This window comes from Burkholderia sp. HI2714 (assembly GCF_002223085.1).
GTDB lineage: Bacteria > Pseudomonadota > Gammaproteobacteria > Burkholderiales > Burkholderiaceae > Burkholderia > Burkholderia lata_D.
This window is the reverse complement of the sequence record NZ_NKFM01000019.1, coordinates 167,915-193,237: the sequence shown is the minus strand read 5'-3', so window position 1 is coordinate 193,237 and position 25,323 is coordinate 167,915. Positions and strand designations below refer to the sequence as shown.

General features: G+C 70.1%; 23 protein-coding genes and 1 riboswitch. Of the genes, 13 read left to right on the top strand and 10 right to left on the bottom strand.

Annotation, left to right across the window (positions count from 1 at the left end):
* Positions 1-188 precede the first annotated feature (188 nt).
* The 3 genes from CFB82_RS09285 to CFB82_RS09275 all read left to right on the top strand — a co-directional run bounded on the left by CFB82_RS09285 (position 189) and on the right by CFB82_RS09275 (position 5,136).
* On the top strand, positions 189-2,891 hold the full coding sequence (locus CFB82_RS09285) for a LuxR C-terminal-related transcriptional regulator (RefSeq protein ID WP_089483945.1): 2,703 nt from the start codon (positions 189-191) through the stop codon (positions 2,889-2,891).
* 234 nt (positions 2,892-3,125) lie between these two features.
* On the top strand, positions 3,126-4,250 hold the full coding sequence (locus CFB82_RS09280; RefSeq protein ID WP_069247972.1) for a porin: 1,125 nt from the start codon (positions 3,126-3,128) through the stop codon (positions 4,248-4,250).
* Between the two features lie 181 nt (positions 4,251-4,431).
* Positions 4,432-5,136, top strand: a complete 705-nt coding sequence (locus CFB82_RS09275) for a glutathione binding-like protein (protein WP_089483944.1) — start codon at positions 4,432-4,434, stop codon at positions 5,134-5,136.
* A 178-nt stretch (positions 5,137-5,314) separates the two neighbouring features.
* Here CFB82_RS09275 and CFB82_RS09270 read toward each other — a convergent pair whose 3' ends face one another.
* The gene (locus tag CFB82_RS09270) at positions 5,315-6,232 is read right to left on the bottom strand and encodes a LysR family transcriptional regulator (RefSeq protein ID WP_069247970.1); all 918 of its coding nucleotides are present in this window, start codon (positions 6,230-6,232) and stop codon (positions 5,315-5,317) included.
* A gap of 139 nt (positions 6,233-6,371) precedes the next feature.
* On the opposite strand from CFB82_RS09270, the gene CFB82_RS09265 reads away from it, so the two are divergent.
* Positions 6,372-7,136: an SDR family NAD(P)-dependent oxidoreductase gene (locus CFB82_RS09265; protein ID WP_069247969.1), complete on the top strand. Its 765-nt coding sequence runs from the start codon at positions 6,372-6,374 to the stop codon at positions 7,134-7,136.
* Between the two features lie 80 nt (positions 7,137-7,216).
* Positions 7,217-7,924, top strand: coding sequence for a pirin family protein (locus CFB82_RS09260; protein ID WP_069247968.1), 708 nt, complete (start codon positions 7,217-7,219; stop codon positions 7,922-7,924).
* Positions 7,925-8,132: 208 nt separating this feature from the next.
* Here the strand turns inward: CFB82_RS09260 and CFB82_RS09255 are convergent, their stop codons facing one another.
* Positions 8,133-8,648 (bottom strand): MarR family winged helix-turn-helix transcriptional regulator, encoded by a 516-nt coding sequence (locus CFB82_RS09255; protein ID WP_069247967.1) that lies wholly within the window; start codon positions 8,646-8,648, stop codon positions 8,133-8,135.
* Between the two features lie 129 nt (positions 8,649-8,777).
* Between CFB82_RS09255 and CFB82_RS09250 the strand changes: the two genes are divergently transcribed.
* Together CFB82_RS09250 and CFB82_RS09245 are read left to right on the top strand one after the other, a co-directional pair.
* Positions 8,778-9,956: an MFS transporter gene (locus tag CFB82_RS09250; RefSeq protein ID WP_069247966.1), complete on the top strand. Its 1,179-nt coding sequence runs from the start codon at positions 8,778-8,780 to the stop codon at positions 9,954-9,956.
* Between the two features lie 15 nt (positions 9,957-9,971).
* Positions 9,972-10,172, top strand: coding sequence for a hypothetical protein (locus CFB82_RS09245; protein WP_069247965.1), 201 nt, complete (start codon positions 9,972-9,974; stop codon positions 10,170-10,172).
* Here CFB82_RS09245 and cobM read toward each other — a convergent pair whose 3' ends face one another.
* From cobM to CFB82_RS09220, 5 genes are all read right to left on the bottom strand, one after another.
* Positions 10,173-10,901, bottom strand: coding sequence for a precorrin-4 C(11)-methyltransferase (cobM, locus tag CFB82_RS09240; RefSeq protein WP_069247964.1), 729 nt, complete (start codon positions 10,899-10,901; stop codon positions 10,173-10,175).
* Between the two features lie 43 nt (positions 10,902-10,944).
* The gene (locus tag CFB82_RS09235; RefSeq protein WP_069247963.1) at positions 10,945-11,676 is read right to left on the bottom strand and encodes a cobalt-precorrin-6A reductase; all 732 of its coding nucleotides are present in this window, start codon (positions 11,674-11,676) and stop codon (positions 10,945-10,947) included.
* Positions 11,673-12,761 carry a cobalt-precorrin-5B (C(1))-methyltransferase gene (locus tag CFB82_RS09230; protein ID WP_069247962.1) on the bottom strand — a complete coding sequence of 363 codons (1,089 nt, stop codon included), beginning with the start codon at positions 12,759-12,761 and terminating at the stop codon, positions 11,673-11,675. The genes CFB82_RS09235 and CFB82_RS09230 overlap by 4 nt, the downstream gene beginning before the upstream one ends.
* Positions 12,761-14,014, bottom strand: coding sequence for a precorrin-6y C5,15-methyltransferase (decarboxylating) subunit CbiE (gene cbiE / locus CFB82_RS09225; RefSeq protein ID WP_089483943.1), 1,254 nt, complete (start codon positions 14,012-14,014; stop codon positions 12,761-12,763). The genes CFB82_RS09230 and cbiE overlap by 1 nt, the downstream gene beginning before the upstream one ends.
* Before the next feature lie 130 nt (positions 14,015-14,144).
* On the bottom strand, positions 14,145-14,441 hold the full coding sequence (locus tag CFB82_RS09220) for a hypothetical protein (RefSeq protein ID WP_069247960.1): 297 nt from the start codon (positions 14,439-14,441) through the stop codon (positions 14,145-14,147).
* Positions 14,442-14,583: 142 nt separating this feature from the next.
* Positions 14,584-14,774: riboswitch (cobalamin riboswitch) on the top strand.
* 107 nt (positions 14,775-14,881) lie between these two features.
* Between CFB82_RS09220 and cobG the strand changes: the two genes are divergently transcribed.
* Genes cobG through cobJ form a run of 4 tightly spaced genes read left to right on the top strand, consistent with a single transcriptional unit; the run spans position 14,882 to position 19,320 of the window.
* On the top strand, positions 14,882-16,246 hold the full coding sequence (cobG, locus tag CFB82_RS09215; RefSeq protein WP_306426972.1) for a precorrin-3B synthase: 1,365 nt from the start codon (positions 14,882-14,884) through the stop codon (positions 16,244-16,246).
* A complete protein-coding gene (locus tag CFB82_RS09210) occupies positions 16,239-16,865 on the top strand; it encodes a precorrin-8X methylmutase (RefSeq protein ID WP_069247958.1) in 627 nt (208 codons plus the stop codon). Before cobG ends, CFB82_RS09210 begins: the two co-directional genes overlap by 8 nt.
* Positions 16,862-17,596, top strand: a complete 735-nt coding sequence (locus tag CFB82_RS09205) for a precorrin-2 C(20)-methyltransferase (RefSeq protein WP_069247957.1) — start codon at positions 16,862-16,864, stop codon at positions 17,594-17,596. The genes CFB82_RS09210 and CFB82_RS09205 overlap by 4 nt, the downstream gene beginning before the upstream one ends.
* Positions 17,593-19,320 (top strand): precorrin-3B C(17)-methyltransferase, encoded by a 1,728-nt coding sequence (gene cobJ / locus CFB82_RS09200; protein ID WP_089483942.1) that lies wholly within the window; start codon positions 17,593-17,595, stop codon positions 19,318-19,320. Before CFB82_RS09205 ends, cobJ begins: the two co-directional genes overlap by 4 nt.
* A gap of 6 nt (positions 19,321-19,326) precedes the next feature.
* Here cobJ and CFB82_RS09195 read toward each other — a convergent pair whose 3' ends face one another.
* The gene (locus CFB82_RS09195; RefSeq protein WP_069247955.1) at positions 19,327-20,535 is read right to left on the bottom strand and encodes an MFS transporter; all 1,209 of its coding nucleotides are present in this window, start codon (positions 20,533-20,535) and stop codon (positions 19,327-19,329) included.
* Between the two features lie 95 nt (positions 20,536-20,630).
* Here CFB82_RS09195 and CFB82_RS09190 point away from each other — a divergent pair, with 95 nt between their 5' ends.
* Positions 20,631-21,533: a LysR substrate-binding domain-containing protein gene (locus tag CFB82_RS09190; protein ID WP_069247954.1), complete on the top strand. Its 903-nt coding sequence runs from the start codon at positions 20,631-20,633 to the stop codon at positions 21,531-21,533.
* A gap of 250 nt (positions 21,534-21,783) precedes the next feature.
* The gene (locus tag CFB82_RS09185) at positions 21,784-23,139 is read left to right on the top strand and encodes a chitinase (RefSeq protein ID WP_069247953.1); all 1,356 of its coding nucleotides are present in this window, start codon (positions 21,784-21,786) and stop codon (positions 23,137-23,139) included.
* A 116-nt stretch (positions 23,140-23,255) separates the two neighbouring features.
* On the opposite strand, the gene CFB82_RS09180 is transcribed toward CFB82_RS09185, so the two are convergent.
* Both CFB82_RS09180 and CFB82_RS09175 read right to left on the bottom strand, forming a co-directional pair.
* Positions 23,256-23,999: an IclR family transcriptional regulator gene (locus CFB82_RS09180; protein ID WP_069247952.1), complete on the bottom strand. Its 744-nt coding sequence runs from the start codon at positions 23,997-23,999 to the stop codon at positions 23,256-23,258.
* A gap of 60 nt (positions 24,000-24,059) precedes the next feature.
* Entirely contained in the window at positions 24,060-25,226 is a 1,167-nt protein-coding gene (locus tag CFB82_RS09175; RefSeq protein WP_069247951.1) for an acyl-CoA dehydrogenase family protein, read from the bottom strand.
* Positions 25,227-25,323: the final 97 nt, after the last annotated feature.

The window sequence follows — 25,323 nt, the reverse complement described above, 5'->3', positions numbered from 1 at the left end:
GATCTTCATGGGTGGGCTCCTCGTGGTGTTCGTCATGCATCGGAACCCATGCTATCGATGCGGTGCCGGTGCGGCCCCACTCGTCGCGGGGGGGATTGACGGGCGAGCGCGGTTCGACCGATCCTTCCCCCCACACCCACCCCGGACGCTGGCCCGCACGGCACCGCCGGATTCCGACTGCTGCCCCGATGGCCCACCCACCCGATCGCGCCGACGCGCCTCCCACCGAACTGGTCCTGAAGACGACCGCGCCGCGCGTGCCGGCGCAGTTGCTGGCCCGCGCGCGGCTGAGCCTCGCCGCGCCCGCTTTCGACGGCCGGCCGGTCGCGCTCGTGCAGGCGCCGGCCGGTTACGGCAAGACGTCGCTGCTCGCGCAATGGCGCCGCGAAACCCTCGCGCTCGGCCGCGCGGTCGTGTGGCTGTCGGCCGACGAGCGCGACGATGCGGCGCGGCTGCTGCAAGGGCTCGTGCAGGCGGTGCGGACCGGCTGCGCGCGGCCCGGCTTCGGGCGCCTGATCCCGGTCGGCGCGGCCGACGCGGCGCGCGCGCTGGAAGGCGTGACCGCGTGGCTGGCCGAGGTCGCGCAACTGTCGATCGATGCGCTGCTGATCGTCGACGATGCGGAGCGGCTGCCGCCCGCCGGCCTCGATGCGCTGACCTACGTGCTGCACAACGCGCCGCAAAACCTGCATGTCGTGGTTGCCGCGCGGCGCGGGCTCGATCACGTGGCCGGTGATCTGCTCGCCGGCGGGCAATGCACGCTCGCGGGCCCCGACTGGCTGCGCTTCACGCTCGACGAGACGATTGCGCTGGTCGGCGCGCGCTTTGCGCAGCGGGTCGACGCCGACGCGTGCGCGCGGCTGTTCGAACGCGTCGACGGCTGGCCGCTCGGCCTGCAGCTCGCGATGGCCGCGATGGCGCGCTCGGCCGACCCACGCCAGGCGGTCGACGCACTCGCTGCACGCGTGGACGGTACGCGCGACCGGCTCGTCGAGCTGCTGCTCGCGAACCTGTCGGCCGACGACACCGCGTTCCTGATCCGCACGAGCGTCGCCGATCGCCTGCATCCGTCGCTGTGCGCCGCGCTGCTCGACGACGCAGACGCACCCGACCGTCTCGCACGGCTCGCGCGCGACACGCCGCTGTTCATTGCGTCGGACGATTCGGACTGGTGCCGGCTGCATCCACTCGTGCGCGACACGCTGCGTGACCGCCTGGCCGCGGGCCCGGAAGCCGAGCGCAGCGCGCTGCATGCGCGCGCGGCCGCGTGGCTCGACACGCACGGGATGACCGAGGAAGCCGCCCGTCACGCGTATGCGGCTGGCCAGTTCGAGGTGGCGTACGCGCTCGCGCAGCGCTGTCTCGAGGATGCGATCAAGCAGGGCCGCATCAACGACGTGCTCGACTGGCTCGCGCTGCTGCCCGATGCGGAGCTCGACAAGCGCCCGACGCTGCGCGTCGCGGTGGCGTGGGCGCTGGCGCTCGGCGAGCGCCATGTCGAGGCGCAACGCCAGATCGCGGGCATCCTCGCGGATCCCGGCACGCCCGCGGCGATGCGCTACGAATGCGCGTTGATCCTCAGCGCGGCCGCGTATTACGCCGACGAAATCGATCGCTTCGTCGAGCTGTTCGAGCCGTGGGCCGACTTCACGCCGCCGGCGGCGACGTGGCTCGCGCAAATGCATGCGAACCGTCTGTCGGCGCGCGCGATCATCGTCGGCGAACCGGCGCAGGCACGCCGCTTCCAGCACGCCGCGCCGCGCGGCGAGACGGCGGCCGGGTTCGGCTACGTCGCGCGCTGGGGCGAGCTGATCACGGGCCTGAGCTACCTGCGCGAGGGCCAGGTCCGGCTGGCCGACGACGCGCTGTCGCCGGCGCTGGCGCGTGCGGAAGCCGATCTCGGGCGCCGCCATCCACTCACCTGCATGCTCGCGGCGATGTGCGCGGCGCTCGCGTACGAGGCCGACCGCGTCGACCAGGCCGCCGCGCTGCTCGCGAACCGGCTCGACGTGCTCGAGCATGCGGGCACGCCCGATACCGTGCTGCTCGGCTACTGCACCGCCGCGCGCATCGCGCTGCTGCGCGGCGTCGAGCACCGCGCGATCGACCTGCTGGAAGCGCTCGATGCGATGGGCGTCGCGCGCCGCCTGCCGCGCCTGTCGGTCGCGAGTCTCGCCGAACAGGTGCGCATTCACGCGGCGCGCTATCGCGAGGCGACCTGTCATGCGCTCGTCGAGCGGATCGATGCGATCGCCGCGGCCGAGTTTCCATCGCACGGGCCGTTGTGGCGGCGCCCCGTCGTGCTGCTGCAGGCGACCGCGCATGCGGGCGCGGCGCTGGCCGCGCGCCGCTGGGACGACGCGCGCGCGGCGCTCGACGAAGCCGCCGTGCTGGCCCGCGAAATGAGCATGGGGCAGGCGCGCATCGAGATCATGGCGCTCAGCGCGTTCGCGCGCGAACAGTCGGGCGGCGGCGGCCGCGCGTTGCTCGACGAAGCGATGAACCTCGCGGATCTCTTCGGGCTGACGCGCACGCTCGCCGATGCGCATCCGGCCATCGCGGACTGGGCGCGCCGCGCCGGCGACGAAGCGGCCGCCGGCACCGGCGCCGCGCGGCACGCGCTGCCGCAACCGCGCATCGTGCCGCCCGCGCCGCGCACCGCGGCCAGCCCGCGCGCGGTACCGAGCGTCGTGCTGACGCCGAAGGAGCGCGCGATTCTCGAGTTGCTCGCGCGCAACCTGTCGAACAAGGAGATCGCGGTGGCGCTCGCCGTCGGCGAGGAAACCGTGAAGTGGCACCTGAAGAACCTGTTCGGCAAGCTCGACGCCAGCTCGCGCAAGCATGCGGTGCGCCGCGCGCTGGTGCTGGGTCTGCTCGAAAGCGCGCCGTGACGTTGTAAAGCCGGTTCCGCCAATCGGGCGCATCGTCGCGCCCGCCTTCCTCCGATTCTCCGCAACCCTGCCCCCCGCGCATGGGGGGGAGCGGCCGCCCGCCGTTGCGTAGTCTTTCCGCACGGCTCATGCGGGCGATGCCTGTCACGCCTGCCCGCCAGCCTCGATGTTTCCCCGCTTCACCCGGCCGGGCTCGATCCCGTCCGGTCACGACACAAAACCCTGGAGACTTGGATGAAGACGAAACTGGCCGCGCTCGCGGCGCTTGCCGGCTGTTCGGCGCTCGCGCACGCGCAATCCTCCGTCACGCTCTACGGCGTGATCGACTCGGGCCTGCTGTACCAGAGCACGTCGGCGGCGTCGTTCAGCCCGACCGCGCCGAATACCGGCAAGGTGTTCCGCATGAAGGACGGCGGTATCTACTCGAGCTTCTGGGGCATCAAGGGCAGCGAGGACATCGGCGGCGGCTACAAGGTCAACTTCAAGCTGCAGGGTTCGTTCGACAGCGGCACCGGCAAGCTGCAGCTGAGCGATACGCCGGGCGCCGTCGCGATCTTCAACCAGGTTGCGTCGCTCGGCGTGTCGGGCCCGTTCGGCACATTCACGGCCGGCCGCCAGATCGTGCCGATGATCTACGCGATGGCCGACACCGACGTGCGCAACGCGCAGTTCTTCGGCAGCGTGCTGATCGCGTGGCTCGGCCTGAACACGGCGGCCGGCTGGTCGGGGACGAGCACCAACGCAGCGATCGGCGCGCTGTACGACAGCAATGCGCTCGTCTACCAGTCGCCGACCTTCGCGGGCGCGTCGATCGCGCTCGAATACGCACCGGGCGGCGTGGCCGGGCAATTCCAGGGCGGCACGCGCGAGTCGGTCGTGCTCAGGTATGCGAACGACGGGCTGAACGCTTCGGCCGCCTACTACAACGGCCACGACACGAGCCCGGTGCCGGGCGTCGCGCCGACCGGCGTCGACAACAACCGCTTCATCTACTTCGGCGCGAAATACACGATCCACGACTTCTCGGTGTCGGCGTCGTACGGCAACGGCAGGAATCCGTCGCATGCGGACAAGGTGAACCTCGACATGCTGTCGGCCGGCATCGGCTATCGCTTCACGCCCGCGCTGCAGGTGACGTCCGCGGTGTATTACCTGAAGGACCGCAACATCTCGGCGAACAAGTCGACGGCGGTCGTGCTCGCGGCCGACTACAGCCTGTCGAAGCGGACGATGGTCTATGCGCAGATCGGCCACGTGAACAATCGCGGCACGATGGACCAGATGCTCGTATACGGGCAGCCGGTCGCGCCGGGCGTCGGCACGACGGCCGCGATGATCGGGCTGCGGCACAACTTCTGACGGTTGCCGGCGGCGCCTGCGATGCCACGGCGGTCGCGCGTGGCCACCGCCTGCATCGATCCGCGGGATCGGCTACAGTGGGCGTTTTCGGCGCGCTCCGCCCTGCCGTCTCGCCATCGACCGTGGCGCGTGCGGCAGCAGGAACGGGGCGCGGATCCTTCACTTCGACGAGCGACCCTCCATGTCCGACCTGTCCGCCTTCCCGATCACGCAAAAGTGGCCGGCCCAGCATCCCGACCGTCTCCAGCTCTACTCGCTGCCGACGCCGAACGGCGTCAAGGTGTCGATCATGCTCGAGGAAACCGGCCTGCCGTACGAGCCGCACCTCGTGCGCTTCGACACGAACGACCAGTTCTCGCCCGCGTTCCTGTCGCTGAACCCGAACAACAAGATCCCGGCGATCATCGATCCGAACGGCCCGGACGGCAAGCCGCTGCCGCTGTTCGAATCGGGCGCGATCCTGATCTATCTCGCGGACAAGACGGGCCAGCTGATCCCGAAGGATCTCGCGGGCCGCTACGAGACGATCCAGTGGGTGATGTTCCAGATGGGCGGCATCGGGCCGATGTTCGGCCAGGTCGGCTTCTTCCACAGGTTCGCCGGCCGCGACTACGAGGACAAGCGTCCGCGCGACCGCTACGTCGACGAGTCCAAGCGCCTGCTCGGCGTGCTCGACGCGCATCTCGCGAACCGCCAGTGGGTGATGGGCGATACCTACACGATCGCCGACATCGCGATCTTCCCGTGGGTGCGCAACCTCGTCGGGTTCTATGAAGCGGGTGATCTCGTGGGCTTCAGCGAATTCCGGAACGTCAAGCGGGTGCTCGACGCGTTCGTTGCGCGTCCGGCGGTCGAGCGTGGGCTCAATATTCCGGCACGGGGTTGACGGGCCGAGCGGGTGCACGCCGTGCAGGCCGCGATCTGAAAAACCCACCGCATTGCGCGGCGGGTTTTTTATTTGAAATTCAACGCGAATTTCCGGGGAACGCCGGAAGACGGTCGGTGTCCGGCGCAGAGGCGGAAGTGCGCGTGGCCGAGGTGGCGGTTTCAGTTGCGCAGGCGCGTCACGTGGGCCACCGCCACGACGGATCGGACAGGTGTTCCGCAAAGTAGTCGGACAGCGCAGCCACCTTGGCCGGCCGGGCACGCGCGGACGGCGTGACGAAGTAAAGGCCGCCCTTCGTCAACGACCAGTCGGTCAGGAGCGCCTCGAGGCGGCCATCGGCCAGATATTCGCCGGCGATGAATTCGGGCAGTTCCGCAATCGCGAGGCCATCGAGCAGCGTGGGCAGCAACGCATCGGCATTCGTCACGCGCAGCGGTCCGGTCGGTATGATCGGCTCTTCCTCACCCGCGCCGTTCGTGAACCGCCACACATCGCCGCGTGCGCGATACGCATAGGAAAGGCACGGCCGATCGACCAGTTCGCGCGGATGGGCGGGCCGCCCTTCCCGCTTCAGATACGCCGGCGACGCCACCACGAACTGGGTGACCGCGCACAGCCGGCGCGCGACCAGCGAGGAATCCGGCAGCGCGGCGATGCGCAGCGCGGCGTCAAAACCGTCGGCAACCAGATCGACCGACGCATCGGAAAGATGCAAGTCGATCGACACCTCGGGGTACGCGCGAAAGAAACCGGGTAACAACGGGGCAACCCAGCGCAGCCCGAACGACATCGGCACGGCGAGACGCACCAATCCCCGCGGCTGCAACGACATCTCGCGCGCGGCGCTTTCCGCCTCCTCGGCCCGACGATAGATCTCGCCGGCCGTCTCGCAAATGGTCCGGCCGAACTCGGTCAGCGCGAGCTGTCGCGACGTGCGATTGAAGAGCCGCGCACCCAGCCGGTCTTCCAGACGGGCGACGCCACGCGAGACGGTCGCGACGGACACCCCCATCGCACGTGCCGCCGCCGCGAACGATCCTTCCTCGGCGACCTTCGCGAACATCGCGAGTCCTTCGAAATCCGGCAGCTTGGCCATCGCCCCTCATCTTTTCATTTATGCAACGTTGGATTGCAATCAATTCTATTTCGAAATGATCGGGGCGTCGATATTCTCCTCACATCGCAGCACGCAACACCGAACGCAGTCCCACTCATCGAACCGAAGGAGAAGCAAAATGGCACGCAAACTCGACAGCAAGATCGCCCTCGTCACCGGCGCAACCAGCGGCATCGGCCTTGCCACCGCCCAGCGCTTCGCGGCAGAAGGCGCGCACGTCTACCTCACCGGTCGCCGTCAGGCCGAACTCGATGCCGCCGTGAACGGCATCCGGGCAGCGGGCGGCCACGCGACGGGCGTCCGCGTCGACTCCACGAAGCTCGATGAACTCGACGCGTTGTACGCGCAGATCAAGGAAGAACAGGGGCGCCTCGACGTGTTGTTCGCGAACGCCGGCGGCGGTTCGATGCTGCCGCTCGGCGACATCACCGAAGAACACTACGACGACACCTTCGATCGCAACGTGAAGGGCGTGTTGTTCACGGTGCAAAAAGCGCTGCCGCTGCTCGCCGAAGGCGCATCGGTGATTCTCACCGGTTCGACCGCAGGCAGTGCCGGCACCGCTGCCTTCAGCGTGTACTCGGCGTCGAAAGCCGCGGTGCGCGCCTTCGCACGCAGCTGGATTCTCGACCTGAAGGACCGCCGCGTCCGCGTGAACACGATCAGCCCGGGGGCGACCCGCACGCCCGGCCTGCTCGACCTCGCCGGTGACGACGCCGCACAGCGCCAGGGTCTCGCCGATTACCTGGCTGCCCAGATCCCGATGGGACGCCTCGGCGAACCTGGCGAGATCGCGAGTGCCGCGCTGTTCCTCGCGTCGGACGACGCGAGCTTCGTGAACGGCGTCGAGCTGTTCGTCGATGGCGGCCAGCAGCAGATTTAAGCGTGGCCCCGGGCGCGGATGCGATCTTCGATGATCGAACCCGCGCCCGGCGCGTACGTGCATTTGAACCCGGACACATCATGATCGAACATCGATCGTTTCAGTTGCTTGGCGCGACCCGCAGCGACTGGCGCGACACACGGATGCATTTCCGCGTCGGCGCCTGCGGACGCCCCGGTCATGGTTCGCTCGGTGCGCTCTATGCTTTGGACGACGAAGCGTTCGCCCCGCATGCCGGCTTGGGCCTGCACGCTCACCGGAACGTCGAGATCGTGACGTGGGTGCGCTCAGGCGCGGTCACGTTCGAAGATGACGCGGGCAATCGCACGCGGCTGGTCGCCGATTCCATCCAGGCGATGCGTGCGGGCGCCGCTATCCATCTTGCCGAGCGCAACGACGAGAACGTCCCTGCGCGGCTGTTCCGGATCTGGCTGCATCCGCGCACGCCAGGCGGCACGCCGCGTTTGGCGACGCGAACCTGTTCACGCGAATGTCGCGAAGGCCGCTTCGTCACGCTGGCGAGCGGCGATCCCGATGACGTGTGTGCGGGTGCGCTGCCCATTCACGCCGACGCGCGCGTGCGCATCGCGACGTTACGCCAGGGCACGACGGTGCATCACGTGTTGCCGGGGGCGGGCGTGGCGTATCTGATTGCGGATCATGGCCGGCTCGATGTCGGCGAAGTCCGGCTCGCGCCGCGCGACGGGGTTGCCGTTCGCGACGAATCGCGGCTCACGTTGGTGGCACGAGACGACACCGATGTCGTGATGGTCGAGCTTTTGCGGTAAGGGAGCCGTACCTTCGGGCTCGACCGCAACGACATGCTTCAACGGTTACGTGTCGTACGAGAAGCTTGGCTTGGCCGCTTTTTCGGTAAGGAACGGACGCGGATTCCGCGTGACCGGGTGTCCGCCACGGCTCGGCAAGCGACGTCCACGACCATTCACGACGATTTCTTTGTCCGCCTCGTGCGTTCGCGTCACGCATGCCGCGGCGCTACTTTCCCTCCGCCGCCGTCGACGCCCCGTCTCCCAGCCCCGCCAGCAACTTTCCCAGCAATTCCGACAACTGCGCCTGTTCCGCATCCGACAGCACGGCCAGCAACTCCCGCTGATTGTCGATGTGTGCGACGACTGCCTCATCGATCAGCGCGCGGCCCGCATCCGTCAGCGCAACGAGCGTGCCACGCCCGTCGGCCGGGTTCGGCCGGCGCTCCACCCACCCCGCCTTCTGCAGCCGGTCGATGCGCGCGGTCATCCCGCCCGACGACATCATCAGCGCGTCGTACAGCGCCGTCGGCGTCAGCGCGAACGGCGCCCCGCCGCGCCGCAGCGTGGCCAGCACGTCGAATTCGCCCGGCTGCATCCCGTAGCGCGCGAACAGCGGATTGAGACGGTCGCGCGCGATCACGAGCGCCGCTTCCTGCAGCCGCCCCATCACCACCATCGACGACGCGTCGAGATCCGGACGCTCGGCGCGCCATTGTGCGAGCGCATGCGCGGCTCGATCCATTAACCCTCCTCGGCTCACCAGTTATCTTGACGTCGAGATAAATCAGCATTTATCTTGATGTCGAGATACTTTACCTGAAAAACACGCGGCGCCTCACCGGGGCTGCGCACCGATATCGAGGGCCTTGCAATGAATCGCTTCACTTCCCCCGGATGGCGGCTTGCCGCCATCGTCCTTGTCGGGCTGAACCTGCGGCCGGCGCTTGCCGCGGTCGGCCCGCTGCTCGACATGATCCAGCGCGCGACCGGCATCAGTGACGGCGCGGCCAGCCTGCTGACGACGATCCCGATCCTGCTGATGGGCCTCGGCGCGCTGAGTGCGCGGCGCCTGCAGCGCCTGACCGGGATCGCGGGCGGCGTCTGGCTCGGCGTCGCGCTGATCGGGTTCGCCTGCGTGGCGCGCCTCGGCGCGCAACACGCGTGGCTGCTGCTCGCGAGCGCCTGCTGCGCGGGCGTCGGGATCGCGATGGTGCAGGCGCTGCTGCCCGGCTTCGTGAAGGCGCATTTCGCGACGCGGATCGGCGGTGCGATGGGCGTCTATTCGACGTCGATCATGGGCGGCGCCGTGCTCGCGAGCGTCGTCGCGCCGTTCGCCGCGGCGCGCTGGGGCTGGCTCCCCGCGCTCGCGGGCTGGGCGCTGCCGGCGCTGGTGGCCGCGCTGGCGTGGCCGCTGGCCAGTCGCGGCGGCGACACGCTCGCCGCCGGGCCGACGTCGGCGTCGAACGCGCAGCCGTCTCGCTCGCCGCGCGCGTGGCGGCTCGCGCTGTTCTTCGGCATCGCGACGGGCGCGTATACGCTCGTGCTCGCATGGCTGCCGCCGTACTACATGCGGCTCGGCTGGTCGCCGACGGCGGCCGGCAGCCTGCTCGGCGGCGTGACGCTCGCGGAAGTCGTCGCGGGGCTGACGATCTCGGCGACGATCGACCGCCTGCCCGATCGCCGGCCCGCGCTGCATGCGGCGATCGCGTCGCTGTTCGTCGGTTTGCTGGTGATGCTGGCCGCGCCGGAAGCGCTCGCGCTGCCGGCCGCGCTGTTGATGGGCGCGGGGATCGGCGCGCTGTTTCCGCTGTCGCTGATCGTCACCGTTGACCATGCCGCGACGCCGGCCGATGCTGCATCGCTGACGGGGTTCGTGCAGGGCATTGGCTACCTGATCGCCGGGATGTTTCCGTTCGCGGCGGGCATCGTGCGCCAGCACCTCGCGGACCTGACGCCCGCATGGATCGCGATGGCCTGCCTGTGTGTCGTGCTGTTCGCGCTGGCGGCGGGGTTTGCGCCGAAGCGGGTGCTGCACGCCGCGCGAGCGTAGCGTTTCCCGCGCCTGTTGACCCGCCGCGATCGGATCGAGCGGTGGTCGTGCTCAACCTGGTCCCTGTCCCCTGTCGCCGGCATCGACGCGTCGATCCTGATCCTCGGCGAATCGGCGTCGCCGATCTACTTCGTCGGCCGCGCAATCACGATCGGCGCGGCGCGCTACACGCACCGGCGCGAACGCCGTACCGAACCCAGGCCAGCCCGTGCGTGATCAGCCCGCGCTCGCGTACAGCGTCGAATCCGCGAACCCTTCGGCGTCCAGCACGCGCCCGATCAGGATCAGCGCGGTGCGCTCGATCTGCGTGCCCTGCACCTTGCCGACGATGTCGGCGAGCGTGCCGGTCACGCGCGCTTCATCCGGCCAGCTCGCGCGATAGATCACCGCGACCGGGCAATCGGCGCCGTAGTGCGGCAGCACTTCGTCGACGATACGGGCGAGATGGCGCACGCCGAGATGGATCGCGAGCGTCGCGCAGTGCGCGGCGAGCGCGCCGAGCGCTTCGCCTTCCGGCATCGTCGTCTTGCCCGCGAAGCGCGTGAGGATCACCGTCTGCGCGACACCGGGCAGCGTCAGCTCGACGCCGAGCGTCGCCGCGCACGCGGCCGTGGCCGTTACGCCGGGCACGATTTCATACGGAATCCCGAGCGCTTTCAATCGGCGAATCTGCTCGCCGATCGCACCGTACAACGACGGGTCACCCGAATGCACGCGCGCGACATCCTGCCCTTTCACGTGCGCGTCGGCCAGCAGCGCGACGATTGCATCGAGGTCGAGTTCGGCCGTATTGACGACCTGCTCCGCGCGATGGCCGTCGAGCACGGCCGCCGGCACCAGCGAACCCGCATACAGGATCACCGGGCACGTGCGCACGAGGCGCTGGCCCTTCACCGTGATCAGCTCCGGGTCGCCGGGGCCCGCGCCGATGAAATACACCGTCATCGAAAAATCTCCGTCAATTCATGGGATGACCGGCCGCGCGGCGTCATGCGCGCGCGGCCGGATCGAGCGCGTCGATGAGCGCCGCGGCCGAATCGAACGCGCGGTCGGCGTCGGGCAGCGGCGGCCGGCGCAGCATCACGACCGGCAGCCTGCGTTCGCGCGCGACGTCGAGCTTGGCTTCCGTGGCCGCGCCGCCGCTGTTCTTGCTGACGACGACGTCGATGGCCATCAGCGCGAACAGCGCGCGCTCGCCGTCGAGCGTGAACGGCCCGCGCGCGGCGACGATCTGCGCATGCGCATTGCCGGGATGCGCGTCGAGGCAGCGCACGAGCCAGAACTGGTGCGGCGGGATCGCGTCGAGATGCGCGAGCGGTTCGCGGCCGAGCGTGAACAGCGGCCGCCTGAACGGCGCGAGCGCGGCCTCGATGCCGGCCCAGTCGTCGACCATGCGCCAGTCGTCGCCGGGTTGCGGTTCCCACGGCGCGCGGCGCAGCGCCCACAGCGGCACGCCTGCTTCACGCGCCGCGGCGGCGGCGTTCGCGCTGATCCGCGCGGCATACGGATGCGTCGCGTCGATCACGAGGCCGATGCCGGCGCTGCGCAGATACGCGGCCAGCCCGGCCGCGCCACCGAAGCCGCCGACGCGCACGTCGCAGCGCAGGTCGTCGGGCACCTTGCCGAGGCCGGCCAGGCTGTAGACATGGTGAGGACCGAGCGCGCGCGCGATCTTCAGCGCATCGCCGGTGCCGCCGAGCAGCAGGATGCGCGTGCTCATCGCGCCTCCCCGACGAAGCGGCCCTGCCGGTCGATCGCGAACATCTCGACGGCCACCGACGGCGGCACGATGTCGCGCGCGACGCGCAACGCCTGTGCACAGACGAGATCGCCGAGCGGCACGCCGTCGGCGTGCGCGAGCTTCAGTGCTTCCTGGCTCGTGTTCGCGGCGCGCATCGCGGCCTGCAGCGCATCGCTTGCACCCGCCTCGGCCGCCCACTGCGCGAGCAGCGGCAGGTCGATGCTCGAATGGCGGCTGTGCAGGTCGAGGTGGCCGGCCGCGAGCTTGCTGAGCTTGCCGAAGCCGCCGCACATCGACAGCCGCGCGACCGGCGCGCGCCGCAGATGCTTGAGCACCGCGCCTGCGAAATCGCCCATCTCGATCAGCGCCATGTCGGGCAGTTGGTAGTGCGCGCGCATCGCGTCCTCGCTCGCGTTGCCGGTGCACGCGGCGATGTGCGCGATGCCGTTCGCGCGGGCGACGTCGATGCCCTGGTGGATCGACGCGATATAGGCCGAGCACGAGAACGGCCGCACGATGCCGGTCGTGCCGAGGATCGACAGCCCGCCGACGATGCCGAGGCGCGGATTCATCGTCTTCAGCGCAAGCGCTTCGCCGCCTTCGACGCCGATCGTCACGTCGAAGCCGCCCGCATAGCCGTGCTCGGCCGCCAGCGCGTCCAGGTGCGTCGTCATCATCTGGCGCGGCACCGGGTTGATCGCCGGTTCGCCGACCGGCAGCGTCAGCCCCGCACGCGTGACCGTACCGACGCCCGGCCCCGCATGAAACCGCACGCCGGGCGCCGCCGCGAGCGCGACGCGCGCGAAGATCAGCGCGCCGTGCGTGACGTCCGGATCGTCGCCGGCATCCTTGATCGTGCCGGCTTCCGCACCGTCGGCGGTGGTACGGCAGAACGCGAGCCGCATCATCACGCGCTGCCCCTTCGGCAGCACGATCTCGACCGCGTCGTCCGCCTGGCCCGCGAGCAGCAGCCGCGCGGCGGCGAGCGACGTCGCGGTCGCGCAACTGCCGGTCGTATAGCCGAAGCGTAGCGGCGCGGGCTGTTCGGGAGTCTCGTCGCGCATCACGCGTCCGTTGCGTTCGTCGTGGCCGACGATGCGGGCGTGTCGGTCATGTCGGGCTTGCGCACGTCGTACAGCGTGACCGGCAACGGTTGTCGCCACGTATCGAAGCGGCCGAGCGGCTCGGCGTGGGCGAGCGACACGCGCGTGAGCGTGCCGCCGTGCGCATCGCGCCATGCGGCGAGCGTCATCTCGCCCTGCAGCGTGACCGCGTTCGCAACCAGTCGGCCGCCGGGCTTCAGCGTTGCCCAGCACGCGTCGAGCACGCCGGGTACAGTCGCCCCGCCGCCGATGAAGATCGCGTCGGGCGCGGCGAGCCCCGCGAGCGCATCGGGGGCGCGGCCCGCGACGAGCTGCAGGCCCGGCACGCCGAGCGCGTCGCGGTTGTGCTCGATGAAGCGCTGCCGCTCCGCATGCGCTTCGATCGCGATCGCCTGGCAGGACGGATGTGTGCGCATCCATTCGATGCCGATCGAGCCGCTGCCGGCGCCGACGTCCCACAGCAGCTCGCCGGGCGCGGGTGCGAGACGCCCGAGCGTCATCGCGCGCAGGTCGCGCTTGGTGAGCTGGCCGTCGTGACGGTACGCATCGTCGGGCAGGCCGGGCGTGAGCGCGCGGCGCGGCGCGTCGGGGCCGGCCAGGCAGTCGAGCGCGACCAGGTTGAGCGCGGCCGTTTCGTCGATGCGCCAGTCCTGCGCGAGCCCGTCGAGACGCCGCTCGAGCGGGCCGCCGAGATGTTCGAACACGCTGATGCGCGTCGGCCCGAAGCCGCGTGCGACGAGTTCGGCCGCGACGGCGGCCGGCGTGCGGCCGTCGGCGCTCAGCACGAACAGGCGGCGGCCGGGTAGCAGGTGACGCGCGAGCGTCGCCAGCGGGCGGCCGACGAGCGAAACCGCGCCGACATCCTGCAGCGCCCAGCCGAGTCGCGCGGCCGCAAGCGACAGCGACGACGGCGCGGGCAGGACGCGCCATTCGTCGGGGGAAAGCTGGCGCGCGAGCGTGGCGCCGACGCCGAACAGCATCGGGTCGCCGCTGGCGAGCACGCAGACGGGCGACGCGCGCCGCGCGAGCACGCCCGCCAGATCGAACGGCGACGGCCACGCTTCGCGCGCGGCCGGCAACCGCGCGGGCAGCATGTCGAGATGCCGCTTCGCGCCGACGACGAGCGTCGCGTCGAGCAGTGCGCGCCGCGCGCTGCGTCCGAGCCCCGCGTAACCGTCGTCGCCGATGCCCACTACCGTCAGCCACGCCGTCATGCACCCTTCCCCATCGTTCGATTCCCTACCGTGTGTTGCGATGCGCGGCGGCCGGGCCGCCGCGCGTGGATCCGTTCATGTGCCGTGCGCATCGCCCGCCCGCCGGGGCGATGCGGCTACGACTACGACTTCAGCCGAGCGGCACGCCGACGACAAACGTCAACAAGGCCAGAATCATGCCGCCGATCGACGCGATCAGCAGCCAGCCGAGTAGCAGCCACATGAGCGAGCGTGCATCGGTTTTCCGGTACAGGAACGTTCCGCCCGCCATGATCGGCACGCCGAGTCCGGCGAGCGCGACATTCTTCGGCCACTCGGCCGACGGTGCAAGCGGAATCAGTATGCGCTCGAGCAGCATCCAGGCCGGGATGGCCAGCAAGCCCAGTGCAATACCCATGCCGAACAGCTCCGTCCTGACGAGTTTCATGGCGAATGCCGACAGTCGCCGATCTGATGTCGAGCCGCCAATCGTACCATTTGCGAGACAGTGCAAACCCGGCTGCGGCCGTGCTGCGACGCGGTTGCGCGGCAAATTACCGATGCCGGATCGTCGCGAAAATCGGGTATCCTACGGCCGTTCGTTCGCCGGTGCCCTTCGGGGCCGAAGAGGGAACACAGGGCGCGCCACGCGCCGCTGTGGCTGCCCCCGCAACTGTAGACAGCGAGCCGATCTCCCCCTCATGCCACTGGTTCCACCGGGAAGGCCGGGAGCCGGCGCCGACCTGTCAGCCAGGAGACCTGCCGGCCAGAAAGTGCGTGCGTGCCAGTCGGCGTCGGGCGGGGTGTACCGATGCGTTGGCCGCGGCGCGACACTGTCCCGGTACCCCGTTGAGTTCCGCCCCCGTTTCGATTCCTGCGTCGCCCATCGTGCGCCCGTCGGCCTGCCCGGGGCTCGTGCGCATGGTCGCGGCCGCCGACGGCGGACTGTGCCGGATCAAGCTGCCGGGCGGCCGGCTCGATGCGCGCCAGGCACGGGCGATCGCCGCCGCCGCGCGTGCATTCGGCTCCGGCGCGATCGACGCGACCAATCGCGCGAATCTCCAGCTGCGCGGCATTCGCGACGGCGCGGCCGACGCGCTGACGCGTGCGTTGCTCGAAGCGGGTCTCGGCCCGCCCGTCGACGCCACCTCGAATGCAGCCGCCGATACGGCGGCGCTCGCCGCGAGCGACGACGTGCGCAACGTGATGCTCAGCCCGCTCGCCGGCCACGACCCTGCCGCGCTCGTCGACAGCCGCGCGCTCGCCGCGCCGCTCTTCGACTTGCTGGCGCGCGAGCCGCGTCGCGGCGAGCTGTCGCCGAAATTCTCGATCCAGCTCGACGGCGGCGAATCGGTTGCGGCGCTCGATCATCCGCACGACATCTGGCTGGCCGCCTGGCGTCGTGGCGACGGCGCGGTGCGCATCGCGGCCGGGCTGGCCGGCTGCCCACCGGTTGCGCACGACGACCTGCCCGCTTCGGTCGACGTGGCGCCGGATCAAGCTGCTGCGCTGGTTCGCGCGCTGCTGCTCGCGTTTCTCGATCTCGCACCGGCGGACGTCTCGCGGATGCGCGCGCTGCTCGCAACATGCGGCGAACGCGCATTGCTCGAACGCGCGCAGCACTACCTGCCCTTTCCGCTTGCAGCCGATCCGGCGCTCGCCGGCTGGCGCCGCACGCGCACCGACCCGACGCTGCGTTTCGGCGTGCGCCCGTCGCGCGAGGCGACGCGTTGCAACGTCGGCGCCCAATTCGTGCTCGGCCGGCTCGATGCCACCCAACTGGAACGGCTCGCCGCGCTGGCCGAACGCGACGGGGACGGCACGCTGTCGATGACGCCATGGCAAGGTGTATTCCTGCATCGCGTATCGCGCGAACGCGCACCGGCCACGCTCGATGCGCTCGCGTCGCTCGGCCTCGTCTGCGTGTCGTCCGATCCGCTGGCGACGCTGGTCGCGTGCGCCGGCAGCGCGGGCTGCGCGAAGGCGCGCGCCGACACGAAGCACGACGCACTCGCGCTCGCCGCCCGCATCGGCCATGCAGTCGACGTGCACCTGACCGGCTGCGAGCGCCACTGCGCGCTGCCGCATCCCGCGACGCACACGCTCGTCGCGGTTGCGCCCGCGCACTACGACCTTTACCGGCGCGACGCCGCTGCGGGCCTCGGCGCCCCGCTCGCGCGCCATCTGACGATTGACCAGGCCGCGGCCCGACTGACGGACGCGCGGCACAGCCAGGACACCACCGATGCTTGACTACATTCGCGACGGGCAGGAAATCTACCGCCAGTCGTTCGCGACGATCCGCGCCGAGGCCGACCTGTCGCAGGTTCCGCCCGACCTCGAGAAACTCGCGGTGCGCGTGATCCATGCGTGCGGGATGGTCGACGTCGTCTACGACCTGCGCTTCTCGGCCGGCGCCGGCACGGCGGGCCGCACGGCGCTCGCAGCCGGCGCGCCGATCCTGTGCGACGCGAGGATGGTTGCCGAAGGCATCACGCGCGCGCGGTTGCCGGCGGCCAACCGCGTGATCTGCACGCTCGGCGAGCCGGAGGTGCCCGATCTCGCGCGGCATCTCGGCAACACGCGTTCGGCCGCCGCGCTCGAGCTGTGGCGCCCGCACCTCGCGGGCAGCGTCGTCGTGATCGGCAATGCGCCGACCGCGCTGTTCCACCTGCTCGACATGATCGACGCCGGCGCGCCGCGCCCCGCGCTGATCCTCGGTTTCCCGGTCGGCTTCATCGGCGCGGCCGAATCGAAGGCGCTGCTCGATGCCGACAGCCGCGGCGTGCCGTACGTCGCCCTGCTCGGCCGGCGCGGCGGCAGCGCGATGGCCGCTGCGGCGGTCAACGCACTCGCGACGGAGGTCGAATGACGAACGCGCGCGGACGCCTGTTCGGGGTCGGTGTCGGCCCCGGCGATCCTGAACTGATGACGATCAAGGCGCTGCGTGTGCTGCAGGCCGCGCCCGTGGTCGCGTATTTCGTCGCGAAGGGCAAGAAAGGCAATGCGTACGGCATCGTCGAAGCGCACCTGCAGGACGGGCAGACGCAACTGCCGCTCGTCTATCCGGTGACGACCGAGGCGCTGCCGCCGCCGCTGTGCTACGAGACGGTGATCGCCGACTTCTACGATACGGCCGCCGAGATCGTTGCCGCGCATCTCGACGCGGGGCGCGACGTCGCGGTGATCTGCGAAGGCGACCCGTTCTTCTACGGCTCGTACATGTACCTGCACGACCGCCTCGCGCCGCGCTACGACACCGAGGTGATCCCCGGCGTGTGCGCGATGCTCGGCGGTACCGCGGTGCTCGGCCAGCCGCTCGTCTATCGCAACCAGAGCCTGTCGGTGCTGTCGGGCGTGCTGCCCGAGCACGAACTGCGCGAGCGGCTTGCGCGGGCCGACGCGGCCGTCGTGATGAAGCTCGGCCGCAATTTCGACAAGGTGCGGCGGGTGCTCGACGAGCTGGGGCTCGCGAAGCGCGCGCTGTATGTCGAGCGCGCGACGATGGCGAGCCAGCGCATCGTGCCGCTTGACGAAGTCGACCCGATGGCGTCGCCGTATTTCTCGCTGCTCGTCGTGCCGGGGGAAAAATGGCAAGGATGACCACGCCGCCCGCGATCGTGATTCTCGGCGCGGGCGCGCTCGATACCGCGCGGCGCATCCAGGCGCGTTATCCGGGGGCGCTCGTGCATGGCCTCGCGTCGCGCGTCGCAGCCGATGTGCCGTTCGACGATCTCGGCGCGCACCTGCGCGAACTCTATGCGCGCGGCCTGCCGATCGTCGCGCTGTGCGCGGCCGGCATCGTGATCCGCTGCATCGCCCCCGCGCTCGCCGACAAGGGCGTCGAGCCGCCCGTGCTCGCCGTGGCGGAAGACGGCTCGGCGGTCGTGCCGCTGCTGGGCGGGCTGACGGGCGTCAACGTGATCGCGCGGGAAATCGCCGCATGCGTCGGTGTCGCACCGGCGATCACGACGAGCGGCGAACTGCGCTTCGGCGCGTGCGTGCTCAATCCGCCGGAAGGCTATGCGCTCGCCGATCTCGCGCAGGGCAAGCGCTTCGTATCCGATCTGCTCGCGGGCGCATCGACGCGCATCGACGGCGCGGCGCCGTGGCTCGACGATGTCGCGCTGCCGCGCGACGACGCGGCAGCGCATGCGATCCGCGTGACCCCCGATGCCTGGCGTGGTACGCGCGACGAACTCGTGATTCATCCGCGCAGCGTGGTGGTCGGTGTCGATGCGCAGGCTATCCACGGCGATGAAGCGCTCGCTGCGCGCATCGACGCCGCGCTCGATGCGCAAGGTCTCGCGCGGCTGGCGCTCGCGGCCATCGTTGCGCCCGCATCGGAAATCGGTGATGCCGTGCTGGAAGACGCCGCGAGAACGCTCGACGTGCCGCTGCGCTTCGTCGATGCCGATACCGACGCTGACGCTGATGCTGATGCGACAGACGATGCGGCCACCCTGCTCGGCCGCGCGTTGCGTGGCGCGCACACGCTGCGCGCCACGACGAACGGCATCGCATGCGCGGTCGCGTCGCATCCGGTCGATCCCGCCACGCTCGGCCGTGCGCGCGGCCGCCTGACGGTGCTCGGCCTCGGCCCGGGCGGTGCCGACTGGCTCACGCCGGCCGCGCGCACCGCGCTTTCGGACGCGACCGACATCCTCGGCTACACGACCTACGTGAACATGGCCGGCCCGTTCCGCGACGACCAGCGCGTGCACGGCACCGACAATCGCGAGGAAATGCAGCGCGCGCGCCATGCGTTCGAGCTTGCCGCCGAGGGCCGGCGCGTCGCGGTCGTGTCGTCGGGCGACCCGGGCGTGTTCGCGATGGCCGCGGCCGTGCTCGAAGCGCTCGACGAAGCGCGCTATCCGCACTGGGCCGCGGTCGACCTGCGCGTGGAACCCGGCATCTCGGCATCGCTCGCGACGGCCGCGCAGGCCGGGGCGCCGCTTGGCCACGACTTTTGCGCGATCTCGCTGTCGGACAACCTGAAGCCGTGGGACGTGATCGAGACGCGCCTGCGGCACGCGGCGCAGGCCGATCTGGTGATGGCGTTCTACAACCCGATTTCGCGTGCTCGGCCGTGGCAGCTCGATCGCGCGCTCGATGTCGTGCGCGCGCACCGCAACGCCAATACGGTGGTCGTGCTCGGCCGTGACATCGGCCGGCCGGGCGCGACGCTCACGACGACGACGCTCGGCGCGCTGCGTAGCGACCAGGTCGACATGCGCACGATGGTGATCGTCGGCTCGTCGACGACGCGGTGCTTCGCGATCGGCAACGCACGCGAGTGGGTCTATACGCCGCGCTGGTATCGCTGAACCCGGTCAGCGCGTCGGCGTGACGCTGCTTGCGTCGGCCTGCGCGGTGCCGGCTGCGCCGTCGGCATGCCAGAACCGGTATACGAGCACGCCGACGATCGCTTGCGCCGCGACCACGAACGCGACGCAGCCGGCCCATCCCCACCGATGCCAGCCGGGCACCGGCAGGATCGAGCCGAGGCTGCCGCCGAAGTAATAGCAGGACAGGTAGATGCCGATCGCCGTCGAGCGCGCGCTCGACGCCGCCTGCGAGATGAACGTGTTGGCCGACGCCTGTTCGACGAACACCGCGGTCGAGCTGAGCGCGAGGCCGGCCAGGATCACCGGCACGTTGTCGGACAGCGTGAGCAGCGCCCCGCCGATCGCGAGCGCGGCCGCCGCAAGCCCCGGCACGCGCGGGCCGCGGTGCCGCGCGAGGCGTCCTGCCAGCGGGGTCACGACCACCGCCACCAGAAACACCGCATAGATCGCACCGATCCCGACCGTGCCGAAGCCGAACGGCGCGCGGGCCAGGCGCAGGCCGACGAACGTGAACGCCGCGACCTGCGACGCGAGCACGCATGCGCCGATCGCGAACGACGCGAGCAGCGGGCCGCGCGTGACGATGCGCCAGGACGGCCCCGCACCGCTATCCGCACCGCGGTCGACGCGCCGCGCGATCGCGCCGGACGCCGGCAGGCTCGCGTAGATCGCGACGCCCGTGACGAGACACAGCGCCGCGACGACGTCGAGCGCATGCCGCCAGCCCCAGATCGACGTCATCAGGTTGGTCGCGAAGCGGCCGGCGAAACCGCCGAGCGTCGTGCCGGCGACGAATAGCGCGCTGATCTCGGCCGACGTGCCGCGATCGAAGCGCTCGGCGATATAGGCGATCGACAGCGCGAAGACGAACGGCATGACGAGACCGGCGGCAAAGCGCGCGCCGAGGAACGACGCGAAACTGCCCGCATGCGCGGACCACACGACCGGCAGCGCGACGGCCACCGCCGCGAGCGAGATCGCGACGCGCCGCTCGATGCGCGCGGCCAGCACGCCGACGAACGGCGCGATAATGGCGACGGCCGTCGTGGTGGCGCTCACGCCCTGCCCCGCACGCTCCGCGCTGACGCCGAAGGTGGCCGCGAGTTCGTGCAGGATTCCCTGCGTCGAATACAGATTGAGAAACGCGGCGAAGCCGCAGAGAAAGAACGCGATGCGCGTGGTCCTGTCGTTCATCGGAGCGGCCTGGTCGTCGATGCCGACAGTCTGACGAGTGCGCCGCGTGCACGCCAATACCGTTTTCAAACGCCATTGATACCGGAACGACAACAATGCTCGACCTGCGCCGCCTCCGCTATTTCGTGGTCGTCGCCGACGAACTGCACTTCGGCCGCGCCGCGTTGCGCCTGCGGGTCGCGCAGCCGCCGCTGACGCGCCATATCGCCGCACTCGAGAGCGAGCTCGGCGTCCGGCTGTTCGAGCGTTCGACGCGTGCGGTGCGACTGACGCCGGAAGGCGCCGCGTTCCTCGACCATGCGCGCCACGTCGTCAGCGCGGCCGCCGAGGCCGAAGCGAGCGCGCGCAAGATCGCGCAAGGCATCGCCGGGCGAATCGTGATCGGCTATGCGAGTTCGATTCCGATGTCCGACACGTTCCCTGACGTCATCCGCGTCGCGAGCCGGACGATGCCCGACGTCGAGCTGACGTTCCGCGAGGCGGCGACCGCGAGCCAGCGCCAGCAGATCGCGGACGGCACGATGGACATCGGTTTCGGCTGGGCGTGGCACGGTGCGCCCGGCGTGCCGGTGGCATCGCTCGTCGTGTCGCGCGAACCGCTCGTCGCGGCCGTGCCGGCCGGCGATCCGCTCGCGGGCCGTGCGAACGTCGACGTCGCGGCGCTTGCGCACGCAACCTTCGTCACCTTTCCGCCCGGTTACGGCTCGGCGTTGACCGCTGCACTGCACGACCTGTGCGCGCAAGCCGGATTCACGCCGCGGATCGGCGCGACTGCGGCACAGATCACGACACTCGTGTCGCTGGTGGCCGCCGAACGCGGGATCGCGATCGTGCCGGGCTTCACGGCGACGCTGCAGCGTCCGGGCGTCGTCTACGTGCCGCTTGCCGGCACGCGCGCGGTCGAGCAGATCGTGTCATGGAACGAGCCGTTCGCGTCGGTGTGCGTCGAGCGCTTCGTCGCACTGGCACGCTCGCTCGTGCAGCCGCCATCGGCTTGAAGCGCGACGAACGACACGCGTCGGGCCTCACCCGGTCGATCGGAAAAATCACCCGCGTCACGCATTCAGGAACTGTGTCGAATCGGCAAGATCGTTACGTATCGGGAATCAAATAACAAAAAGAACTCCTGACTATTCACTATTCGACGCGAATCCTCCAAGATGGGCACGCCGTCGGCCGGGCATGCCCGGTCGCCCGACCGGCGGCGATACGCGGGCCAGCGTATCCCTCTTCCACTTGGAGAACACAATGCACAACAATGTGTTGCCGCGTTTCATCCCGCGCGCATTTGCAGCGGGTTGCCTGCTTGCAGTGGCGAGCGTGTCCCAGGGCGCCGGTGTCTATGCGCCCTATGTCGACGTGACGCTCTATCCGACGCCGCTCGTCGACCAGATCGGCGTCCGGCAAGGCATCCAGCAGTTCACGCTCGCGTTCGTGGTCGCGGGCAACGGCTGTGTGCCGTCGTGGGGCGGCGTGCAGCCGATCGGCAACGGCGCGAGCGGCGGCCTACTGACCGCGCTGTCGACGTCGATCGCGAGCTATCGCGCGAAAGGCGGTGAAGTCGCCGTGTCGTTCGGCGGTGCGAACGGCACGCCGCTGATGCAGGCATGCACGACGGTCCCCGCGCTGGCGAGCGCGTACCAGACCGTGATCGACACGTACGGCCTCACGCACGTCGACTTCGACATCGAAGGTGCGTCGCAAACGGACACGGCCGCGGTCGCGCGCAACTTCCAGGCGGTCACGCAACTGCAGGCGAGCTACGCGGCGAAAGGCAAGCCGCTGCACGTCACGCTGACGCTGCCGACGATGCCGACCGGGCTCACGCAGGACGGCCTGAACGTCGTCAATGCGGCGATCTCGAACAAGACCGTGTTCGATGCGGTGAACGTGATGGCGATGGACTACGGCCCCGCGAACCTCGACATGGGCGCGGCCGCGATCAGTGCCGCGCAGGCGCTGTACTCGCAGCTCGATACGGCCTTCAAGTCGGCCGGCCAGCCGAAGACCAACGCGCAGCTCTGGCAGATGGTCGGCGTCACGCCGATGATCGGCGTGAACGACGTCCAAGGCGAAACCTTCACGCTCGCGAACGCGCAAAGCGTGCTGAACGCGGCCGTCAGCAACGGCTACGGCTTCTTCGGCAACTGGTCGGTCGGCCGCGATCAGGCCTGCCCGTCGGGCGGCGCGTATGCGTCGCCGACCTGCTCGGGCGTCGCGCAGCAGCCGTACGCGTTCGCGACGATCTTCAAGCGGCTCGACGGCAAGTGGGGTGCGGGCGTCACGCAGGATCCGAACTACGGCGGCGGCTCGGACGGCGGCACGCCGCAGCCGGGCGCGCCCTGGGCGGCCGGCCAGGTCTATACGGCCGGCGCGACGGTCACCTATCAGGGCACGACGTACCAGGCGCAATGGTGGACGCAGGGCGACGTGCCCGGCCAGGCCGCCGTGTGGAAAGTGGTCGGCGGCGGCACGCCCACGTGGTCGGCAACCACCGCGTATTCAGGCGGCACCTGCGTGATGTACCAGGGCGCGAAATACTGCGCGAAATGGTGGACGCAAGGCGACAACCCGAGTGCGGGCGGTGTGTGGGTGAAGTCGTGATGTGGCGTAGCGGCCGTCGCTAGGCGCGAGGCCTGTGCATCGGGGGCCGTTCACGGCGATCGCCCGCTACCGGATCGCCGCCGGACGGCCCGTTGGTCGGCGCGCCCTGCCCGCTTTCAGTCGCGCGCGTGCTCGGCCAGCAGCCTGGCCTTCGCGTCGACGAGCAGCGCCGCATGCGTGTCGCGATGCTGGCGAATCCGCTCGGTCGGCCCGACCACCGACAGCCCGTACCAGTCGCCGTCGAGCGTCAACGCAACCGCGATCGCCGACAGCTCGGGCGCGCTCTCGCCGAAGTTCTCGGCCCAGCCGAGTTCGCGAAACCGGGCGGTTTGCGCGACGAGCGCGGGTAGATCCGCCACCGTCGCATCGGTGAAGCGCTCGAACGGCAACTGCGCGCCGAGCGCCTGCTGCGCGTCGCCGGCCAGTTCCGCGAAGATCGCCTTGCCGATCGAGTTCGCATGCAGCGGGCGCAGTTCGCCCGGCGCGCGCGTATAGCGGATCGCCTGCTCCGATTCGACGACGTCGAGATACGTGACGGACACCCCCTGGATCTTGCCGAGCACGGCCGTCTCGCGGCTCGCGTCGCGCAGCGCGACGAGATGCGGATGGACGATGTCGACGACCGGGTCGGTCGCGTCGATCGCGGCGGCGAGCGTCTGCAGGCGGCGCGTCGGGTAGTAGCCGCCGCGCTTGCGCACTTCGTACAGGTAGCCGCGGCTCACGAGCGTGCGCGCCATCGCGAGGCAGCTCGACGCCGGCACATTGAGCAGGCGCGCGAGTTCGGTGAGCGGCAGCGGCCGCCGTTCGGCGGCGAACAGCTCGAACAGGTCGAGCGTGCGGGCAACGAGTTTGACGTCCATGACGAGGGCTTGAATCGGAACGGGAAACCGCGCACCGGGCCGGCCGCCTGGGCGGACCGGTCAGTACGACTTCGGCAGCCCGAGCACCTTCTCCGCGATGTAGCACAGGATCAGTTGCGGACTCACGGGCGCGAGCCTCGGAATCATACACTCGCGCAGGTAGCGCTCGACATGGTATTCCTTCGCATAGCCCATTCCGCCGTGCGTCGCGACCGCCGTCTGGCAGGCCTGGAACGCGGCTTCCGCGCCGAGGTATTTCGCGGCGTTGGCCTCCGCGCCGCACGACTGCCCCGCGTCGTAGCGCGTCGCGGCCTTCATCACCATCAGCCACGCGGCCTCGAGCTGCATCCACGCCTGCGCGAGCGGATGCTGGATCGACTGGTTCTGCCCGATCGGCCGGCCGAACACGACGCGCTCGCACGCGTACTGCGTCGCGCGGCGCAGCGCGGCCTGCCCGAGCCCGATCGCCTCCGCGGCGATCAGGATCCGTTCGGGATTCAGCCCGTGCAGCAGGTAGCGGAAGCCGTCGCCCTCGTTGCCGATCAGGTCGCCTTCCGGCACGCGCAGGTTGTCGATGAACAGCATGTTCGAATCGACCGCCTTGCGGCCCATCTTCTCGATCTCGCGCACCTCGACACGCGAGCGGTCGAGGTCGGTATAGAACAGGCTCAGCCCGTCGGTCGGCTTCGCGACCTGGTCGAGCGGTGTCGTGCGCGCGATGATCAGCATCTTGTTCGCGACCTGCGCGGTCGAGATCCAGATCTTGCGCCCGCTCAGCACGTAATGATTGCCGTCGCGGCGCGCCTGCGTGGTCAGGTGCGTGGTGTCGAGGCCCGCATCGGGTTCCGTCACCGCGAAGCACGCCTTGTCGCGCCCGGCGATCAGCGGCGGCAGGAAGCGCGCCTTCTGCGCGTCGTTGCCGAACACCTGCACCGGATTCAGCCCGAAGATGTTCATGTGGACGGCCGACGCGCCGGACAGGCCCGCGCCCGATGCGCTGATCGTGCGCATCATCAGCGCGGCCTCGGTCATGCCGAGCCCGGCGCCGCCATGGGCCGGGTCCATCGCGATGCCGAGCCAGCCGGCTTCGGCGAGCGCCGCGTGGAAATCGGCCGGAAACCCGCCCGCGCGATCGCGTTCGAGCCAGTAGTCGTCGCCGAAGCGCGCGCAGATTTTCTCGATCGCGCTTTCGATCGCGCGCTGGTCATCGGTCAGGTCGAACTGCATGGCATGCACTCCCGGAAAAAGGTGAGCGGTCGCGCCGCTCTCAAGAAAGCGACAGGCGGCGCCGGAGTTTCCGCTCCGAACGACGCCCCTTTGCCGG